This is a genomic window from Acanthopleuribacter pedis (genome assembly GCF_017377855.1).
Taxonomy (GTDB): domain Bacteria; phylum Acidobacteriota; class Holophagae; order Acanthopleuribacterales; family Acanthopleuribacteraceae; genus Acanthopleuribacter; species Acanthopleuribacter pedis.
Genome location: NZ_JAFREP010000002.1, coordinates 164,712 through 182,586 on the forward strand (window position 1 = coordinate 164,712; position 17,875 = coordinate 182,586).

At 57.9% G+C, this 17,875-nt stretch carries 16 protein-coding genes; 6 read left to right on the plus strand and 10 right to left on the minus strand.

Annotated features, from left to right (window positions below; translation table 11 throughout):
• Window positions 1-5 precede the first annotated feature (5 nt).
• Window positions 6-2,357 carry a type VI secretion system Vgr family protein gene (locus J3U88_RS02495; protein ID WP_207856550.1) on the minus strand — a complete coding sequence of 784 codons (2,352 nt, stop codon included), beginning with the start codon at window positions 2,355-2,357 and terminating at the stop codon, window positions 6-8.
• A 532-nt stretch (window positions 2,358-2,889) separates the two neighbouring features.
• On the opposite strand from J3U88_RS02495, the gene J3U88_RS02500 reads away from it, so the two are divergent.
• The gene (locus tag J3U88_RS02500; protein ID WP_207856551.1) at window positions 2,890-3,726 is read left to right on the plus strand and encodes a PoNe immunity protein domain-containing protein; all 837 of its coding nucleotides are present in this window, start codon (window positions 2,890-2,892) and stop codon (window positions 3,724-3,726) included.
• 101 nt (window positions 3,727-3,827) lie between these two features.
• Entirely contained in the window at window positions 3,828-4,364 is a 537-nt protein-coding gene (locus tag J3U88_RS02505; protein ID WP_207856552.1) for a hypothetical protein, read from the plus strand.
• Here J3U88_RS02505 and J3U88_RS02510 read toward each other — a convergent pair.
• On the minus strand, window positions 4,361-5,179 hold the full coding sequence (locus tag J3U88_RS02510; RefSeq protein ID WP_207856553.1) for a helix-turn-helix domain-containing protein: 819 nt from the start codon (window positions 5,177-5,179) through the stop codon (window positions 4,361-4,363). The two genes, J3U88_RS02505 and J3U88_RS02510, sit on opposite strands and share 4 nt — an antisense overlap.
• Before the next feature lie 180 nt (window positions 5,180-5,359).
• Between J3U88_RS02510 and J3U88_RS02515 the strand changes: the two genes are divergently transcribed.
• Window positions 5,360-5,752 (plus strand): DUF3224 domain-containing protein, encoded by a 393-nt coding sequence (locus tag J3U88_RS02515; RefSeq protein ID WP_279382466.1) that lies wholly within the window; start codon window positions 5,360-5,362, stop codon window positions 5,750-5,752.
• Between the two features lie 263 nt (window positions 5,753-6,015).
• Window positions 6,016-6,606, plus strand: coding sequence for a GNAT family N-acetyltransferase (locus J3U88_RS02520; RefSeq protein WP_207856555.1), 591 nt, complete (start codon window positions 6,016-6,018; stop codon window positions 6,604-6,606).
• Window positions 6,607-6,629: 23 nt separating this feature from the next.
• On the opposite strand, the gene J3U88_RS02525 is transcribed toward J3U88_RS02520, so the two are convergent.
• Window positions 6,630-9,227 (minus strand): serine/threonine-protein kinase, encoded by a 2,598-nt coding sequence (locus tag J3U88_RS02525; RefSeq protein ID WP_207856556.1) that lies wholly within the window; start codon window positions 9,225-9,227, stop codon window positions 6,630-6,632.
• A 6-nt stretch (window positions 9,228-9,233) separates the two neighbouring features.
• Entirely contained in the window at window positions 9,234-9,803 is a 570-nt protein-coding gene (locus tag J3U88_RS02530) for an ECF-type sigma factor (protein ID WP_207856557.1), read from the minus strand.
• A gap of 334 nt (window positions 9,804-10,137) precedes the next feature.
• Between J3U88_RS02530 and J3U88_RS02535 the strand changes: the two genes are divergently transcribed.
• Window positions 10,138-10,770 (plus strand): hypothetical protein, encoded by a 633-nt coding sequence (locus tag J3U88_RS02535; RefSeq protein WP_207856558.1) that lies wholly within the window; start codon window positions 10,138-10,140, stop codon window positions 10,768-10,770.
• Window positions 10,771-10,830: 60 nt separating this feature from the next.
• On the opposite strand, the gene J3U88_RS02540 is transcribed toward J3U88_RS02535, so the two are convergent.
• The 6 genes from J3U88_RS02540 to tauA all read right to left on the minus strand — a co-directional run bounded on the left by J3U88_RS02540 (window position 10,831) and on the right by tauA (window position 15,285).
• The gene (locus J3U88_RS02540) at window positions 10,831-11,295 is read right to left on the minus strand and encodes a nucleoside 2-deoxyribosyltransferase domain-containing protein (protein WP_207856559.1); all 465 of its coding nucleotides are present in this window, start codon (window positions 11,293-11,295) and stop codon (window positions 10,831-10,833) included.
• Window positions 11,296-11,301: 6 nt separating this feature from the next.
• Window positions 11,302-11,877, minus strand: a complete 576-nt coding sequence (locus J3U88_RS02545; protein WP_207856560.1) for an NADAR family protein — start codon at window positions 11,875-11,877, stop codon at window positions 11,302-11,304.
• Between the two features lie 82 nt (window positions 11,878-11,959).
• Complete coding sequence (locus J3U88_RS02550) at window positions 11,960-12,574, minus strand: glutathione S-transferase family protein (protein ID WP_207856561.1); 615 nt, start codon at window positions 12,572-12,574, stop codon at window positions 11,960-11,962.
• Between the two features lie 59 nt (window positions 12,575-12,633).
• Window positions 12,634-13,440, minus strand: a complete 807-nt coding sequence (locus J3U88_RS02555; RefSeq protein WP_207856562.1) for an ABC transporter permease subunit — start codon at window positions 13,438-13,440, stop codon at window positions 12,634-12,636.
• Window positions 13,427-14,224 (minus strand): taurine ABC transporter ATP-binding protein, encoded by a 798-nt coding sequence (locus J3U88_RS02560; RefSeq protein ID WP_207856563.1) that lies wholly within the window; start codon window positions 14,222-14,224, stop codon window positions 13,427-13,429. Before J3U88_RS02560 ends, J3U88_RS02555 begins: the two co-directional genes overlap by 14 nt.
• Window positions 14,221-15,285 (minus strand): taurine ABC transporter substrate-binding protein, encoded by a 1,065-nt coding sequence (tauA, locus tag J3U88_RS02565; RefSeq protein ID WP_207856564.1) that lies wholly within the window; start codon window positions 15,283-15,285, stop codon window positions 14,221-14,223. Before tauA ends, J3U88_RS02560 begins: the two co-directional genes overlap by 4 nt.
• A 296-nt stretch (window positions 15,286-15,581) precedes the next feature.
• Here tauA and J3U88_RS02570 point away from each other — a divergent pair, with 296 nt between their 5' ends.
• Window positions 15,582-17,864: an outer membrane protein assembly factor BamB family protein gene (locus J3U88_RS02570; RefSeq protein ID WP_243435772.1), complete on the plus strand. Its 2,283-nt coding sequence runs from the start codon at window positions 15,582-15,584 to the stop codon at window positions 17,862-17,864.
• Window positions 17,865-17,875: the final 11 nt, after the last annotated feature.

Below are 17,875 nucleotides of genomic sequence, written 5' to 3' on the forward strand. Positions count from 1 at the left end.
CCTCTCTAGTTCAAGCTGATCATTGAGCCTTGGACGGTGACGTTGCCCTTGGCTTTGATCGCCACGGTGCCGCCTTCCAGGTTCAACGCCGCCTTGGCTTTGATATTGATGGTGGTGCCTTCGATATTAATGACACCGGCGCGGTTCATCGAGATTTTGGCCGGGCCGCATTTCAGCCCGAGCATCACCCCGGCCATGATTTTGCGCATCACCAGGGCTTCCTCCGTGTGGGAGATGCCGACCATCATGTTGTGTGCCCCGCCGACCTGCACCATGTAGGCGCCCGCCACGGTTAAGGCTTTGGCTTGCATCACGTTTTCCACCGAGGCCTTGGCGACGTTCACCATTTTGACCTTGCCGATGTTGGCCGAGTAGTTTTCGGCGATGTTGACGCTTTTGCTATCACCGATGAGTTGTGCCTTGCTACCGCCGATGGTTTCCCGTTTGATGTTGCCGATGGTTTCCACTTTGTCGTTGCCCACCACCACGCTGTGGTCGTTGCCGACGATTTCACTGTGGTTGTTGCCGATGACTTCCGACTGATCCACGCCCACCTGCAAACCGCGGTTGACACCGATTTGGGTGATTTGATCCACGCCGATCCCGGTGTTCTGCACGTTGCCGATCAGGGTCACCTGGTCGTTGGCGATTTGTTCGGTGTGGTTGTTGCCCACCGCCACCGCTTTGTCGTTGCCCACCGCGGTGCCTTGGTCGACCGCAACCGTAATCGCCTGGTTGTTGCCCACGTTCAAACCTTGGTTGTTGCCCACCGTCATCAAGCGGTTGTTGCCCACCGCCAAGCTCTGATTGACGCCGACCATGGTGGCTTGGTTGTTGCCGACCGTGCGGGTTTGGTCGTTGACCACCAGGATTTGCATGTCCTTCTGGGAACGCATGTCGAACATCTCTTTGCCGTCCGAATCGTCAAAGATGATGTGGTGGTCTTTGATGGTTTTAATCGCGTTCTGGTATTTTTTTTCCGGGCCGAGCGGTGCGGCTTGGTTGTCGTTGTAGACCCGGCCGCAGACGACCGGGTGATCCGGGTTCCCCATCAGAAACTCCACCAGCACCTCGTGGCCGACGCGGGGAATGAACTGAATGCCGTAATCGCGGCCCGCGTAGTTGTTGCTGACGCGCACCCACATCGAGGAACGGTCGTTGCCGGGCCCCTCGCGATCCCAGTGGAATTGCAGTTTGCAGCGGCCCATTTGGTCCAGGTAAACCTCGCTGCCGCCGGGCCCGGTGATGGTGGCGGTTTGCAGACCGTGCACGCGGGGACGCGGTGTTTCCGCGCGCGGGCGAAACACGTTGCCGGTGGGGCAGCATTCGGACCAGCAGCGGAAATCCCCTTGTTCGCCTTCGATGCGCAGCGATTTGATCAGCCAGGTCGTGTTGAGTTCTTCATCGAAGTGGTTTTCGAGCGTGAAGGTCGCGCCCGTGGCAAAGGAGCGCGTGTTGCCGTGGGTGCTGAGCGCGCACATTTCCGCCAAATGGGATTCGGCGCGGATTTTGGCCATGCGGTCGCCTTTGCCGCCGTCGGCATGAAGCGTGTTGTGGTCGTAAATTTCCAGGTCGGCCAAGGCGGCCGGCGCGGCGTTGGTTTGCCCCGAGTTGAGTTGGGTCGACGAGGTTTGGTAGTTGTAATCGTGGCAGGCCACTTTGCCGGAAACCACGTTCAACACAAACTCGGCCGACATCACCACTTCCTCGTCCTTTTCTTTGACTTGCCCTTCCTCGTCGTAACTCGCCACCGCGTGGGGCTGACAGGGTTGGTGGGCGCTTGGGGCGTCGGCAAAAACGATATTGCGGCTGAAGTGGTCGTAGAAAAAGTAAGCGCCCTCGTCCTCAAGCAGGCGTTTGACGAAGTTGAGGTCGCTTTCGTCGTATTGCACGCAGTATTCCCGTTCGGGGAAGCTGTCGGTGGTGCGCCATTCGAAGGGGACACCCATGGCGCCGCAGACCTCGCTGATAATGTCTTGGGCGGTTTTGTGTTGAAAGATGCGCGAGCGTTTGGTTTTGCCCAGCAGGCTCATTTTGGGTTTGATTTCCAGGCGATAGCGGTACTGTTGCTGGGTGGGATCGTCGGTGTCGTGGAAACCGCCGCGCAATTGGCGTACCTGGGTGACGATGCCGTTGATGGGACGTGGTGTGGTTTGTTCTTTGCCGGCCATCACGTCGATGCCCGCGAATTGGTTGATAAAAGCCGCCGCCGGCACCAGACCTCGGGATTCGATTTCGACCCAAAGTACCCCGATTTGGTGCAGGCGTTCCTCCAGCCCGTAACGCAACACCTTAATGTGTTCGCCCGGGCCCCGCCACAGAATATCGTCGACGTTGTGTTTGTGGAAAACACTCATGTAGGACCTCTTTTTGTACCATAAGCTGATGAACGGTTGGTTTCGGCGAAAAACGACAGCATATGTTGTCGTTGCGGCGTGAAATAAAGGTTCGCCGCTCGCCGTATAAAATAAAGCCTTCTAAATGAAGAAAAGCGATGTGATAAAAAAATGGCGTAAACGTGGGAAATCCAACGACGGCCGAGACGCTTGTCCCGAGCACCCCATTCGCCTGGTTTGCGCGAATCCCGTGGAGCAAGTCGGTGTAAAAAGGACGCTTGCCGGGAAAAGGGTTGTGGTGGGACGGCAGACCCCGATCCGTATGATAACCGTTGGGCTTCTTACAAAGATTACGACAGAGATGGGCTATTTTCTTCAAAAAAAATTTCAAAGAGCGCTGATTTTAGGGTGCTTGGCTGAGTATGATTAATGTAAAGATCTGTTAAAGAATGAGTTGTTGGGAATTTTAAAAAAAATAAACCGCGGCCTCTTTCATCGCGTACACTGAGGTTGGGTTTTCACAACATGGCGATCACGTAATTGGGAGGGAAGGATGGCACATCGTGCGTTTTTCGCATCCGAGGGTTACTTCGAGCAAGATGTAGCGCGGCGAAAAAAGAGTGTAGCCGAATTTGAGGCGTCGGTGCGCGAGGCGGAGGAAAACAACGGCGACACCGCCTTGTACCTCTATCCGCTGTTCATCCGCCGTTATAAATTGGCGGTTTCGTTGTATTCAGCCGGCGGAAACCTGGACGAGGTCAAACAGTTGTTTGCCGAGTGTCTCAAAGCGTTGTGCGCCTACCAACAGAGTCCCGGTTTTCAACCGCTTGACTTAAACGATTTAGAACAATATACCTATGCCGTTGAGATCCTTGCTTTAGGGCTTTTGTTCGACGTACCGCGCGAATGGTTCGAAGCCGTGGTTAAGGTGGTTGAGGCCGCCCCGGCCGGCAAAACACCGCCTCGTGACTTTGTGTTGGATTTCCTGATTTCCTGCTGGGACGCCGGCCGCGAGCCGGTCGAAACCCTGCTCCATCCCGAGCCCTACGAAGCCCTTAAAGATGTTTGCCAGGTTGAAAACGACGATGACCGCCTTTTGGCCGTGCTGCGGTTTTTGGATCGCTACCGCGAGGGCACTGAGTCCTTGCCTTGGAGCCAATCCCACATGGATAACGACGGCCAATATTTCGGCTTTTGGTCCTTTGCCCTGGCCGCGGTGGTCCACGAACTGGGTTTCAGCGATGAAGCTTTTGCGATGAACATGCTGTACCCCGGCGACCTGGCCGGCCACCGCGATCCCGATTTGGGTGTCCAGGTGGAACCCCCGGAAATCACCCCCCCGGAGATCGCCAAACCCTCGATGGAACTCGGCGTTTCCCTTGAGGATTAGGCCGGCCTAAGCACGCGCTTGGGTCGCCGCCGTTCTCTTTTTGGTTGGGCTCAGGTATTTTTGAGCAAAGCCTTTTTGAATACGCCTTTGGGAGGTGCCGCGTGGAACTGGACTTGGTGTGGATTTACCGACGCGTCGGTGTCAACGAACGCTTGGCGGCAGAGAAGGCGCACCTTGCCGGCCGCTTGTTGACCAATTGGAATTGTCCCCACGGGTTCCACCCAAAACACTGCAAGAAAACGCCGTTGAAGAAAGCGCCAAAGCAGTGGGCACGCGATCAGGGATGGCCGACGCCTTTGCTGGGTTTTGAAAAGCAGTTCCTTGAAACCTTACTGTCGGACGACGACCACTTTCGGCTTGGCTTGGATAAGGGCGGCGTGGAACTCTTTGTGCCTATCAAAGAATGGGTGGTGCCCGACAAGGACGTCGCCACATGGGAACGGGAAAACAAGGACCCCAAAAATTGGGATGCTTTGGCTGGGAATTTTCGGGTGTTGTGCCAAATCCTCAATCACGGCGTGCCTGTCGTGGTTGCGGGCCGGACCTACACCAGCAGCGGAACCTTTTACCGTGATTTTGTGATGAAAGGGTATCGCAACCTAGAAGAGGGTGCCGACCTGTTTATTTTGGCGCCTTAATCCCGCGGGTGTTGGTTTCGGCGTAGGTAGGCGGTCGGCGTGTGCCCGGTAAGCGCCTTAAAATCTTTGATGAAATGGGCCTGATCGCTGTAACCCAGTGTGTAGGCCAAATCGGTCCAATTGGGGGGCGCGGTTTCGCATTGGGCCAAGGCCTCGTGGAGGCGGTACTTTTTAATGACCCACTTGGGACCGATACCCACGAATTTTTGAAACAAACGTTGCAGTCGGCGTTTGGAGACAGCGAAATGGTCGGCGATTTGGTCGACCTTGGTTACCTCGGGATGGGCGGCGATCCAGTGAGTGATTTCCGTTGCGAGGCGCACCTCATCGGTGACCCCCGCCCGGTCGGGCTGTTGCGCCTTGAGGAAGCGTTCCAAATGGTGGACTTGTTCCGCGTGGGTGGCGCCGGAAAGCACAGCGTTTTCTAGGTCGTTGAAGGCGGCGCCGAACAGGTGCGCGGGGGGCAGCGTTTGGTCGGTTAGGGAGGTGATCGGTTTCTTAAGAAACGGATAAAAACCGCCGGGATGGAATTTGACCCCGATGACACGGCCCTCACCCTCCAAAATCCGGGTGTAGCGACGGGTGACCACGCCCACGATCTCGCTCCGGCCCTGTTCAATCACCAGATGGACGTTGGGGTGGGGGATGTTTTCCTGCACTTGAGGTTCGCGCCCGCGTAAATCCCAGCCCACCAACCAATAACGTTCGATGTACGGCGCCAGTGCCGGGGAGGGCGGGATACGGGTTAAGTTGTAGTTATCGCGACCGCGCGCCAGGTGCAACACGCCGCGAATTTCCTGGTGGTTTGGGGCCATGCCGACCTCGGTTCGTCGCGTTTTTACAATACCGGCCGATGGCCGCCGTCTTAAATTAACACGCATGCCGGGTACCGGCACCATTTCAGGAGGTGGCGTGTGATTGTTACCGCAACATGGCTGGCAACGGCGATTTTTTTGGGTTCCGGTGTTGAGGGCGACCACCAAAGGGGAGTTTTGATGGCGAAGGGTTCTTTTGAGGTGCGGTTGAAACCGCTGGAATGTTCGATGACGGGTGAAGCAGGCGTGGTGTTGGGTCGGATGGGTTTTGACAAAACCTTTTCCGGCGACCTAGAAGGGGTTGGTGTCGGCGAAATGCTAAGCGCGCGAACCTCGGTAAAGTCCTCGGCGGCATATGTGGCGATGGAACAGATTAGCGGTCGCCTCGACGGGAAAAGCGGTAGTTTTGTGGTGCAGCATGCCGCCACCATGCACGAGGGTGAACAGCGGCAGACACTGGAGGTGGTGCCCAACTCCGGGTCGGGGGAACTCGCCGGAATCGAGGGCACGATGAAAATCATCATCAAGGACGGCCTTCACTTCTACGAAATGCACTACCGACTCCCCCAGTGATGGGTCCGGGTCTCGACGGTTGGGCGCCTTTTCTCCGTCGAGATCCTTGACGCGGCTTGAACTTTCGGGGTTGTGCGCTTTTATCTGGTGTGAATTGAGGATAACTGAAGAGGGTTCGGTTGTTGATTAAGTGGTTCTAATAGAGGTGGTTAGTTCGAAGTTAGAAATGATAATCGGCCGCGCTTTTTCTGCTGCAACGCCGGGTGATTTCATGTAATTTAGCTGAGGATTTATACAAAAATTGCAGGTGTTGAGGTAAGGCCATGCCTGTGCATTACGGTTACCTTGAAGAAACCATGCTTGGCTCTTCAAGCACTCAGTTAAGCGAACTAATTTCGCGCACCTTGGGCTCACCCGAATATCGAGAACCCTGGAGTTCCGAAAAGTTAGCCAAGCGATTGCTTCTTTCGATTCGTTCCGGCGTGGTTGTTCTGGCTTTTAGCGCCGACGGCCGCATCATCGGGGCCGCCCTGGGTTTCCCGACGGCCTTGCTCGATTTGGCATTGCCTTTTTCTCGGTTTTGGCCCCACCTAAAGGCCGAAGATGCGTTTTATTGCGCCGGGCTTTTTGTCTCACCCTTCATGCAGTCCCAAGGGATCGGCACCGAATTGGTGCGTCGGCGACAATCCTTTTTCTTTCGCAAGGGGTTTGCTTCATTCGTGGGGATGACCAATACCACGGGTGGTCAGTTGGCGTTATACCGAAGACTTGGTTACCAAATTGGGTCCACGGCGATTCAGGATCCCAGTCTAAGGAACCCGAAATTTGTGTTTAGTGGCAAAACCCAGGACCTTCACGCGGATCTGGTTCCCCCACCCATCCCGTTACCGCCGGCTTGCACGTTGCCTGGATAAACCTTTCTAAATAAGGTGCTTAATTACGGCTGTGGTTTGTCTTCTTGCGGGATCCACGCTTTGGTTACCGCGCGGGCCTCATCGTGTTTGCCCGCGCGTTTGAGGATGCCCACGAGGGTTTTCGCGACTTCCACCACATTTTTGGCGTCCCTCCCCAAGCGGGCACTCATTTTCGCCAAAATCTCTCGCGCCAAGCGCTCCGCCTTTTCCGTTTCACCGCCTGCACCCAACATGTAGGCCAAGTTGTTGCCGCTGTTGAGGGTGCTGGGATGGTCCGGGCCGAGCAATTTTATTTTTTGACGGTAAATTTGCTCTTGAAGGCGGGCCGCCTCCCCGTGCCGTTTTTGATACCAAAGCGCCAAACACAGGTTGTTTTTGGTACCCAGCACCAAGCTGTGGTCTTCGCCGACCCGTTTGATTTGGCGTGGCAAGAGCCCGCGGTACAAGGCCTCGGCCTCCGCATACCGTTTCAAACCCAGCAGCGAACGCCCCAATTGCGCGGTGGAATTCAGGTTGCGCGGATGATCTTCGCCCAAAACCTGCGCCCCGCGCAGCACCACCTCGGCCAGGAGGTCGTGGGCCTCGTCGTGACGGTTTTGTCTGGCCAGATTACGGCCGAGGTTGTGCATCGAAACCAGTGTTTTGGGATGATCGCTGCCGAATTGCTTGGTTCTCAGTGCAAGGATGTTGCGGTGAATCTCTTCCGCTTCCCCGTGGCGTCCCAAGTCGGTCAACAGTACCGCTTGGCTGTCCATGGCGTTTTGGGTAGCTTCGTTTTCGGCCCCCAACACCTCGGTACGCAGGGTGACGACCTGGACCATTTTGGCCAAGGCTTCTTGTGGGTTGCCGCTCGCGTGGCGGTCCAGCGCAAGTTCCGACAAGGCGCGGAGCGCCAGGGGATGGCGCGCACCCTGGCCGTCGACCAGTTGCTTGTAAAGGGCACGGTGAACGGCTTCCGCGGCGGCGGGGTTGCCGGTGACGCGATCCAGGTTGGCCAACAACAATTGACTTTCGAGGCTGTCCAAGTGGTCCGCGCCCAGGGCGTTGGATCGGATCCGCTGTGCGTTTTCCAAGCAGGCGCGTGCCGGTTCGAATTGGCCGAGCTTGGTATAACTCCGGCCCATCACATGGTACACATGAGCTTGGGTGAGGGGATCGATGGAATCCTCCTCGCGCAGGCGAACCCGGAAGCTGTCCAACAAATCGAGCAAACGGGTTTCATAACCCCGTTCCCCCGGCTCGACCGAGGTCAAAAAATCTTCCAACAAGGCCAGCGAATGTTTGGCCCGTGTTGCTTCCTGCACGGCGGTTGCTTGGCTTTGACGGGCTTGCACCAATCCGTTGACGGCCATGGCGGTGCCGGCGACCAGCGCCGCCATCACCGCGCCGGTTGTGGCGAAGAGGACGCGGTTGCGTTGCAGCCATTTGCGCACACGGTAAGCGCGGCTGTCGGGCGCGGCCTCGATGGGACGGAAGCCGCGGAAGGCGTGGATGTCGGCCAGCAAATCGCTGACGCCGGCGTAGCGTTGATCGCGGTTCTTGGCCAGGGCTTTTGCGATGATCCAGTCGATATCCTGTTTCAAATAAGCGATTAACGCGCGGGGTTGGGTGCCGCGGCGGCGTGCCGCCTCGCGCTGTTTGTCGCGCTGCCAACCGGCCAGGCGTGTGCTTGCCGGCGGCGCGGCCTGCTCGCGAATCAACACCAAGGCTTCTTGCCACGGTTGTTGTCTTAGTGTCGCCACCGGAATCGGCAAACTTCCCGTCATCAGCTCAAACAGAATCACGCCCAGGCTGTAAATGTCGGCGCGCACGTCGATGTCCTGGTTCTGGTGTTGCGTTTGTTCGGGGCTCATGTAACCCAGGGTTCCAATGGCAGAGCCCACCATGGTTTCCGGGTTTTGGTTATGAGGTGAAGCGGCCTCGGGCGGCATGGGCGTCAACAGTGATTTGGCAATGCCGAAATCAATGATTTTGGGGACCACCACGTCCTCGGTCTGCTGGACCAGAATGTTGGCGGGTTTGAGGTCGCGGTGAATGGCGCCTTTTTGGTGGGAGTAGCGCACCGCCTCGCAGATCTGCACAAAAAGGTCGAGGCGTCGTCCCGGCGTGAATTGGTGTTCGTCACAAAAGGCCGTTAAGCTTTCGCCCTGAATGTACTCCATGGCGAAGTAGGGCCGGCCGCTCGCGGTTACGCCGGCGTCGTAGAGCTGCGCGATGTAGGGATGGCTCATGTTGGCCAGCATCTGTTTTTCCTGGTTAAACCGCTTCAAAACCAGATGGGTATTCATGCCGGGTTTAATGATTTTCAGCGCGACCCGGCGTTCGACCGGTTCGGTTTGGTCGGCCAAATAAACCACGCCACAACCGCCTTCGCCCAGCAAGGCCCCGATCTGGTAGGGGCCCACGCGGCGGTCGTCCTCGCCGACGGCGGGGTTGGTTTTGGCCAGTAAGAAATCCTGTTCCGCCGCATTGGCGTCGGAGCGCAACATGGCGCACACGGCTCGGAGCATCTTGGGGTCGTCGCCGCAGAGGCGGTTGACTGCCTTGGCTTGTTCATCCTTGGGCAAGTCGCAGACCTGTTGGAACACCGCGTCAATGCGCTCGAATTGATCCCAATCCATGGTGGGTTAGCTCAGGGCTTGGAAGAGCCAAGCACGGGCGGCGCGCCATTCGCGGCGGACCGTGGGGGCGGAGACCTTGAGCACCTCGGCCACCTCTTCCTCGGTGAGCCCGCCGTACACGCGCATTTCGACGATTTTGCCTTTGCGCGGGTCTTTTTCGCTGAGTTTTTGCAGCACGTCTTCGAGGGCCAGCACATCCACCTCGGGCGAGGGGAGCAGATCGTGCGCTTCATCGAAGGTGAGGTTGACCTCGCCGCCGCCGCGTTTCTGGGCTTTGCGGTTGCGCGCGTGGTTCAGCAAAATGCGGCGCATCACGGTGGCCGTGACGGCAAAAAAATGGGCGCGATCCTGCCAACGCATGCGGTCGTGTTCCACCATTTTAAAATAGGCCTCGTGGACAAGCGCGGTGGCGGAGAGGGTGTGGTTGGCGCGTTCATTGCGCAAGAAGTTGCGCGACATGGCTTTAAGCCGGGTGTAAACCAGGGGCAGCAGCTCGTCGAAGGCCTGCTGATCGCCTTGCTGCCAGGATTCGAGGAGTTGGGTGATGGCTTCGTCGTTCGGGGGGGAGGCGGACACGGCAAACCTACTTGTCATCGAGATGCTGTTTCAACGGGGTTTGGGCGGCGGAAAACCGGGCGCGGTTTTACCGAATTCTAACCCAGGCGGCGGGCGAACACCATGGTCCGAAAGCCGACCTTTATCGCTGCTTATCGCTGATTGCCCTTGCGTGTGCGCCGTGTTTAGTGAAAAATACGGTTTTTTAGCGGGATCATGATCGGGTTGCGCCGTTTTTGGTTCCCTACGTTAAAGAAGGTGTTCGACCGATGTGGCCACTTCATGGTGTCCCGTTTATCTCTATTCCATGACAATCGAGGGTGGGTAAAAACCATCCCAAATTATTGAGGTTATTATGTTTGTTCGAATTCTTACTACTTGTGTTTTGGGGCTGTTGGTTTTGAGCCCCTGTGTCGCCCAGTTCGCCGAAACCAAGCCGCCCGTTTCGTTACCTGGATTAATCGCGGACGATTTTGACATTACCGACGGCCATGACGGTGATGGGTCTTGGACCCGGCTTTTTTTCACTTTGCATGACGTGGCCTCGGGGGTGGGCCTTGAGGTGACACTGATTTCCCGGCGGAGGGGACCCAATCCCGATACATGGTCCTACCAGTGCCGCATCGGTGGCGCCGAATTTTTCTTTTACAGCGAACCGGGGCGCGCGGGGCGTTGGCTTCATGTGACCGATGTCATCGATCCGGGTCCGCTGGATTTGACCGTGGTCGGCGAAGATGAGCTTCAGCGCGTCGTCGGCCGTGTGTGGCGCAGGCTTGTGGCGACCTACGGGGAAAACGTAATGCTGTCCATTCAGCAGCAGTTGCCGGGTATGGCGAACAACACCCGTGAGGACTGTCTGTGGACCGGCTTAAGGATTGTCGCGCAAGCGTTTGATTTGATGCGGTGTGACGGTTCAGACTGTATCAGCAAGGCTGAGGCCCTGGATGTGTTTGGGATTGTTCCTAACGTATGCATTGTCCACGAGTAATTCTTGCCCTTTTATAATGTAAAGGAGATCCTGGGAAGCTGGAAGTTTCCCGGGATTCGTTTAGCCCGCGAGCCTGTTTCGCAGCGCGGCGATGCCCATGGGCAAACTATCGAAGCGCGGTAAACCGAATCGTTCAGCAACCAGGGCGACATTGCCGTGGCGCCAATAGGCGGGGGGACAGACGAGGGTGAGCGAGCCGCGGCGGGCGTGGAGGCCCAGCTCCAGCAAGGTGATCGGGGCTTTGCCGGCTGCCGTAAATACCATCAAGATGTGGTCGGCCGCCTCCAGCGCGTCCAGTTCCCAGGTGACCTGTTCGCGGAAACGCGGGTCCGCCGCGCTGTTGCGCCAGGTGTGATCCCAATCATCGCGGCGGGGATTCAGCAAGGTGATGGGGAGATCGGCGAGTTCGCGACAGACTTGGGCTTGCCAGTTTTCCGCCGCACCGTTGTCGATGGCGCCCGCGAGAAAGACGCGCGGTTGCGGTGAAGCCGCAAAAGGCGCCGGGGATTGGATGATGGTCGCCACGATCACCTACCTGCTTTGCGAAGCCTGGCTTTGCAGTTGGTGCCGGACCGCGTGCAAGGCAAATCCCAGCAGGTTCAGGCCCTGCCATTGGAAGGGATCGGCGGCGGCGGGGTGGTCCTCGGCCAAACCAATGCCCCAAATACGGTCTTGGGGGCTGGCTTCCACCAGGATTTGATCGCCGGTACCGAGAATGAAATCGGTCAACTCGGGGCGGGCGCGAAACTTGGCCAGGTTACCGCGCACCACGATGTCAAAACGGTGTTTTTCCCAAATCGCGGGATCGAAGTTCTTCACCTTGCGGCCCAAGGCTTTGGCTTTGCGGGGATCGGACCCTTCAATAACTTGTGCCTGAATGTCGCTGTCGCCGAACAACCGCGCCTTTTCGGCCATCATGAAGTGTTCGGCCGATGCGTAGGTAACGCCTTCGGCCTCAAAGGGTTCCCGCCACCATTGGCTAAAGCAGTTTTTGGAGACGGTGCCCTTTTTGCCTTTGCTGCCGCTCCAGAAAAACAGGTAACGGGGCGAGGCGCCTTGTTGAATCTGTTGTTTTAAGCTGTCCCAATCGAGGATGGGTGGTTGCATAGGAACCTCCTGGCCGGTGGGCCGACGTCGGTAACCCTAGCATGCTTTGTGTGAAAGTTACAATAAGAAGTTTGTGTGCTATTTACGCTAAGGCGGCGAGCGGGTTGTGTTCTCGCTGGAGCAAGCGGTCGAGGTAGGCGTTGGTACGCGCGAAGCCTTCGAGATTCTGTTGTTCACGGCCCCAAAACAGGCTGTACCCCATGATGATGTCCGCCGCGCTGAAGCGGTCGCTCACCAAATAATCCTGCTTTTCGAGGTGACGCTCGATTGCGGCAACGGCCCTTTGGTAGAAATGGTTGTTTTGCGGTTTGATGGCGGGGACGTGCCGGTCCTTGGGCAGGATGAAATCGATGGTGTTGACCTCGGTGCTGTTGGCGTACGGGTCCAATTCATTGAGCGCAAAACACATCCATTGGTAGTGCAGGTTGCGTTCCCAGGTACCGGGTGCCGCGATCAGCCCGCTGTCCGGTGCTAAATCCGCGACAGCGGTAACAATGGCGCCGCTTTCAAACAAGGGTTGCCCGTCGATGGTAACCGCGGGCAACTTGCCCAGCGGATGAATGCGGCGCAGGGCTTCATTTTGAAAAGTTTCCACGCCTTCGCTAATGGATTCAAAGGGGATTCCGGCTTCGAGCAGCGCCCAGCGCACACGCGCCGAACGGGTCGGGCCGAGCTCGTACAAAATGATCGAGACCATACTGTGTTCCTCGTGTGGATCCGTGCTTCGGTAAAGGCGGTTGGTATTGTTGTCCAGAATTAGCGGCCTTTCCAGGGGACGAGCCAGTGTTCCAGACCGCGCATGATCAGGTCGAAACCGTAGGCGACGATGCCAATCACGAAAATACCGGCGATCACCACGTCGGTGGCCAGGAAATCCTTGGCGTTGAGGACCATAAAGCCGAGTCCGGCGGTGGCGGCGACCATTTCGGCGGCGACCAAGGTGGTCCATCCGAATCCAATGCCAACCCGCATCCCCGTTAAAATTTCCGGCAAAGCCCCTGGCAGCACGATGTGGCGGATGATCTGCAAACGCGAGGCGCCCAAGGTTGCCGCGGCCAGCACTTTCTCGCGGGCGACGGCACGCACCCCGGCACGGGTACTCAAACAAATCGGTGCGAACATGGCCAGGTAAATCAGGACCACCTTGGCAACCTCGCCGATACCGAGCCAGATGATGATCAACGGCAGGTAGGCGAGGGGGGGCAGCGGTCGGTAGAACTCAATCACCGGGTCGAGCAGGCCTTTGGCAAAATCGTGAATGCCCATCAAGATGCCGATGGGCACGGCCGTGAGCACGGCCAGCAGGAAGGCGCTGAAGACGCGGAACAAACTGGCCAGCGTGTGTTGCCACAGGGTGGCGTCGGCAAAGCCGGTGTCGATGAGGTCGCCAAGACGTTGCACCACGGTTTGCGGCGAGGGCAGAAACAGCGGTTTGACCCAGCCGAGCGCGGTGGCTGCCCACCATATCAGCAGCATCGCCAGGGTGGTTACCGCGCTGATGATTAAGGTGGTGCGTTGGCTGTAGCGGCGGTTGAGTGGGTCTTTGACTTCATGGCTCGCCATGATCGCCTCCCCGTGGGTGGATCACTTCCAGCACTTCCTCGCGCAGGGCGATAAAGTCGGGATCGGCTTTGAGGGAACGGGCCGATTCGCCCGCCAAAAAGCGTTTGCTGAAGGATAAATCGTAGGTTTTGTGGATTTTGCCTGGACGTGGCGTCATCACGATCAGGCGGGTGCCGAGGAACAGGGCTTCCTCGATGCTGTGGGTGATAAACAAAACGAGTTTGCCCGCTTTTTGCCAGAGTTCGAGGATCAGTTCTTGGAGGCTTTCGCGGGTAAGCGCGTCGAGGGCGCCCAGCGGCTCGTCCATCAGCAGGATTTTGGGGTCGGCGGCGAGGGCGCGGGCGATGCCAACCCGCTGTTGCATGCCGCCGCTGAGTTCGTACACGCGGTGGTTGGCGAAACCCGAGAGGCCGACCCAGTCGAGACAGGTGCCCACTCGGTCTTGGCGTTGTTGCTTTGGCATGCCGGCGAATGTGAGGCCGAGCGCGACGTTGTCCGCCACATTCAGCCAGGGCATGAGTGCATTTTTTTGGAACACCACCCCGCGTTCGACACCGGGCCCGTGGATGGGTTGGCTGTCCAGGGCGACTTTGCCCGCGGTCGGGGCCAAGAAGCCTGCCAGCAGGTTGAGCAGCGTGGTTTTGCCACAGCCGGAGCGCCCGATGACGGTTGCGAAGGTTTCCGCTTCCAGCAACAGATCGACCTTGTCCAGGGCGGTTACGGCCTCGGTGTGCCGGCTTGCCGGGAACACCACCGAGACCTTGTCGAGTTCAATGCGACTCATGGGGTGGGTTCACCCTGGTCGACCAGGCTCGCCGCAAAGTCGGTCATGATGAAACGGCCGTAGTCTTCGTGAACGGTGTTGATTTTTTTCTGATCCTTGAGGAATGCGGCGGTGTCGCGCAGCGCTTGGGCCGCGCCGCCGCCGAGCCAGAATTCACCGATCTGTTCGTTCGGATCGGGGAAGTGGTATTGGCCCATGATGGTGGGAATTTCGGCGGGATCGGCGCCGGTCAACTCAGCGATGGCTTTGACCTGCGCGGAATCCGCGTTCCAAGCGGCGGTGTTGTCGCGGTAATCGCCGTCGAGGCGGGCCACTTCCTTGACAAACTGTTTCATGAAATCGGCGTTTTCTTTGGCGAAGGCGTTGGCCACGATCATGCCGTCGAAGGTGGGTTTGCCGGTGTCGGCGATGGCGCCGGAGGTGAGCAAGACGGTGCCGGTCGGGGTGATTCGGTTGAGGATCGGACTCCACACGAAGGCGGCGTCGATGCTTTCCTGGGTCCAGGCGGCCAGAATGGCGTCGGGCTGGAGGTTGAGGATTTTGACGTCTTTGGTGTCGATTTGATTTTGTTCCAGGGCGACCAGTAAATGGTAGTGGGTGGTGGAGGCAAAAGGCACGCCGATGGTTTTGCCCTTGAGGTCGGCCATGGATTGGATGCCGGAACCGTTGCGGGCGACCAAGGCTTCGTTGTCGCGAATCGCCTCGAGAATCCAGAAGAGCGAGACATCGACCTCGCGGCTCATCGCGGTGGCGATGGGGCTGGAGCCGGCGACGGCGATGTGCACATCGCCCGAGGCCATCGCGGTAATTACCTCGGCGCCGGAATTAAACTTGCGCCATTCGATCTCGTGGCCGGTGGCCTTGGCGATGCTGCCGGATTGGATGCCCACCTTCCAGGGGTTGATCATCGATTGATAGCCAATGGTGACCTTGGGTAATTTTTTGGTGGGTGGTGGGGCGGCGGGTTCGTCGCCGGGTGAGTTGGTTTGGGTATTACAGGCGGAAAAGAGCAGGACGGCACATAGAATAGCAATGGCATAAAAACGCCGTGACAATGTCATGAATAACTCCACTTCGGGTTGAATCTGGTCCAATTGTTACATTCGCGCCGGCTGGGAACAAGGGTGCCGCCGCGCTGGGACGAAAAGTGTTTGCCGAAATCGTACGCTAAGCTGTCGGTAAGAAAGGAAGCGTTCTCCCTTTTGAGGGGGTCGCGCCGTTGCCAAATAGGTCGCCGCTCAAGTATGCTTAAACCGTTCTCTTTTATCGATATTCACATGCCGAAATCGCCCTAGATTCGCGCGGTGCCGCCGCCCATGTGGCAAAACATCGGCAAGGATGGTGACTTTTGTTGTTGATGTGTTGGCTTTTGTTTTTGGTTCAAGACCCGAGTGCCACCGCGCCGGAGCAACGCGGCGATGTGGCCCGTGAGACGCAACTCCTGGAGGCCGCCGACGACGGCGCCTTGGCCGAGGTGAAACGCTTGATCGAAGCGGGTGTGGCGATTGAAGCCAAAAACCGGTTCGGCATGACCCCGCTGTACCTTGCCGCGCGCCGCGGGCATGTGGCTGTGGTGCGCTACCTGCACGAAAAGGGTGCCAAATTGGATGTTTCCGAACGCGTCTACGGGATTAGCGTGATCGGTGCCTTGCTTTATGATGATCGCGACGAAACCGTTGTGCTGGAGTACCTGCTCGACCAGAAAGTGGTCCCGACTGTCAGTGAAATCCTTCCGCTTTTCGAAAAAAAGAAAACCAAAACACTGGGCCTGATCTTTGACCGCAACATCCCCGTGGGCGACACGGCCGTGATGTTGCGCGGTTTCGCGGGCCAGGGCAACGAAGACGGGGTCAAGATCCTGCTGGAAAAAGGGTCCTTCAGCGAGGAAGCGCGCGTGCGGGCGTTGGACCATGCGCTCCTTGCCGGCAACGATGCGATCATCGCATTGTTGGCCAATACCGACGCCCTTAAAAAGCGGCCCATCCCGAAGATTGAAGAACCCAAAGGGTTCGTGGGCACCTACGCCACCGAGCGCGGTTTCAAAGTTCGTTTTCTTTTTCAGGACGGGCTTTTTAAAGCGGAAAGTGAGGGCAACGACCCCACGCCCTTGCTGCGCGTTTCCGATGTCGCCTACGAAATCGTAGGACGGATGGGTGCCACGGCAACCTTTGAAGAGCCGGTTGACGGGGTCATGCAAAAAATTAACGTGGTGTACCCGACCTTCTCCTTTCAATTGACCCGCACCGCCAAAGGAAAACCGAAAGCCGATGCTGCCGCCGGCGCCGATGCCGATCCGGTCGCCGCGGTTTCCGCGGATGCGGCGCAACCGGCGACGGCCGGTAAAGGCGGTGACGGCAAAGGGTTTTGGCCTTCTTTCCGCGGGCCCGGTGCGCGCGGTGTTGCCGAGAAACAGAACCTGCCTTTGGTGTGGAGTGAAGAACAGCATGTGCGTTGGAAAATCCCGATCCCCGGCCTGGCCCACGCGGCGCCGATCATCTGGGAAGACAGGGTGTTTATCGTTTCGGCCGAAAACGGCGAGGAAAAGCCCACCTTGCGGATTGGTTTGTACGGCGATATCGAACCCATTGGTGATTTGGGCGAACAAGCCTATTCCTTGACGGCCTTCGATACCGCGACGGGCAAACAGAAGTGGCGCCAAGTCATCGCCACGGCGAAAGCGAAAAACGACCGCCACCCCAAATCCTCCCACGCCAACGCGACCCCCGTCACCGATGGCAAACATCTGGTTGTGTTGCTGGGATCCGAGGGCTTGTTCTGTTTTGACATGAAGGGCAAGTTCAAATGGCGCAAAGACCTGGGTCTGATGGAGGGGTCTTGGTTCTACGATGAAAAAGTAGAGTGGGGCCACGGTTCCTCGCCGGTCATCGACGGCGACCGTGTATTTCTGCAGGTCGACCGCGCCCGCGATTCCTTCATCGCGGCCTACGCGCTCAAAGACGGCAAAGAATTGTGGCGCACGGGTCGCCATGAAATCCCGTCCTGGAGTTCGCCAACCCTGGTCAAAGCGAATTCCGGTGACGAGTTGGTCACCAACGGCATTAACGCGGTGCGGGCCTACGATCCGAAAAACGGCAAACTGTTGTGGTGGTTGGAAGGCAGTTCCGAAATTGCCGTCCCGACGCCTTTTGAACACGGCGGCAAGGTAATCGTCACCAACGGCTACCGTCCGATCCAACCGATTTACGTGCTGAAACCCGGCGCGCGCGGTGCGATTAAGGTTCCCGGCGAAGACGAGGAGAAAGGGCCGCATATGGTTTGGAATACCAAACGGGGCGGCCCCTACCTGCCGACGCCGGTCGCCTATGACGGCTTGTTGTACGTGGTCGACAACCAGGGTGTATTGACCTGTTACGACTTGAAGGACGGCAAGAAGCATTACCGCCAACGGCTCGCGCGCGGGGTGGCGGTGACGGCCTCGTCCCTGGTGGTCGACGGCCGTTTGCTGGTGTTCAGTGAGTTCGGCGACACCTTTGTGGTGCAAACCGGGCCCGAGTTCAAGTTGTTGGCCCGCAACAAAATTGAGGATAACCAACTGGCGTCACCGGCGGTCGCGGGTGGCTTACTCTACATCCGTGGTGAGCGCCATTTATACGCAATCGGCGGCAAATCCGCCGAGTAACGGGGATCCAC

Bases quoted from the DNA above. Each gene is read 5' to 3' on its own strand.
- J3U88_RS02495 (WP_207856550.1), bottom strand. From the start codon at position 2,357: ATGAGTGTTTTCCACAAACACAACGTCGACGATATTCTGTGGCGGGGC.
- J3U88_RS02555 (WP_207856562.1), bottom strand. From the start codon at position 13,440: ATGGCGAGCCATGAAGTCAAAGACCCACTCAACCGCCGCTACAGCCAA.
- J3U88_RS02550 (WP_207856561.1), bottom strand. From the start codon at position 12,574: ATGGTCTCGATCATTTTGTACGAGCTCGGCCCGACCCGTTCGGCGCGT.
- J3U88_RS02520 (WP_207856555.1), top strand. From the start codon at position 6,016: ATGCCTGTGCATTACGGTTACCTTGAAGAAACCATGCTTGGCTCTTCA.
- tauA (WP_207856564.1), bottom strand. From the start codon at position 15,285: ATGACATTGTCACGGCGTTTTTATGCCATTGCTATTCTATGTGCCGTC.
- J3U88_RS02515 (WP_279382466.1), top strand. From the start codon at position 5,360: ATGGCGAAGGGTTCTTTTGAGGTGCGGTTGAAACCGCTGGAATGTTCG.
- J3U88_RS02545 (WP_207856560.1), bottom strand. From the start codon at position 11,877: ATGCAACCACCCATCCTCGATTGGGACAGCTTAAAACAACAGATTCAA.
- J3U88_RS02510 (WP_207856553.1), bottom strand. From the start codon at position 5,179: ATGGCCCCAAACCACCAGGAAATTCGCGGCGTGTTGCACCTGGCGCGC.
- J3U88_RS02570 (WP_243435772.1), top strand. From the start codon at position 15,582: ATGTGTTGGCTTTTGTTTTTGGTTCAAGACCCGAGTGCCACCGCGCCG.
- J3U88_RS02525 (WP_207856556.1), bottom strand. From the start codon at position 9,227: ATGGATTGGGATCAATTCGAGCGCATTGACGCGGTGTTCCAACAGGTC.
- J3U88_RS02500 (WP_207856551.1), top strand. From the start codon at position 2,890: ATGGCACATCGTGCGTTTTTCGCATCCGAGGGTTACTTCGAGCAAGAT.
- J3U88_RS02560 (WP_207856563.1), bottom strand. From the start codon at position 14,224: ATGAGTCGCATTGAACTCGACAAGGTCTCGGTGGTGTTCCCGGCAAGC.
- J3U88_RS02535 (WP_207856558.1), top strand. From the start codon at position 10,138: ATGTTTGTTCGAATTCTTACTACTTGTGTTTTGGGGCTGTTGGTTTTG.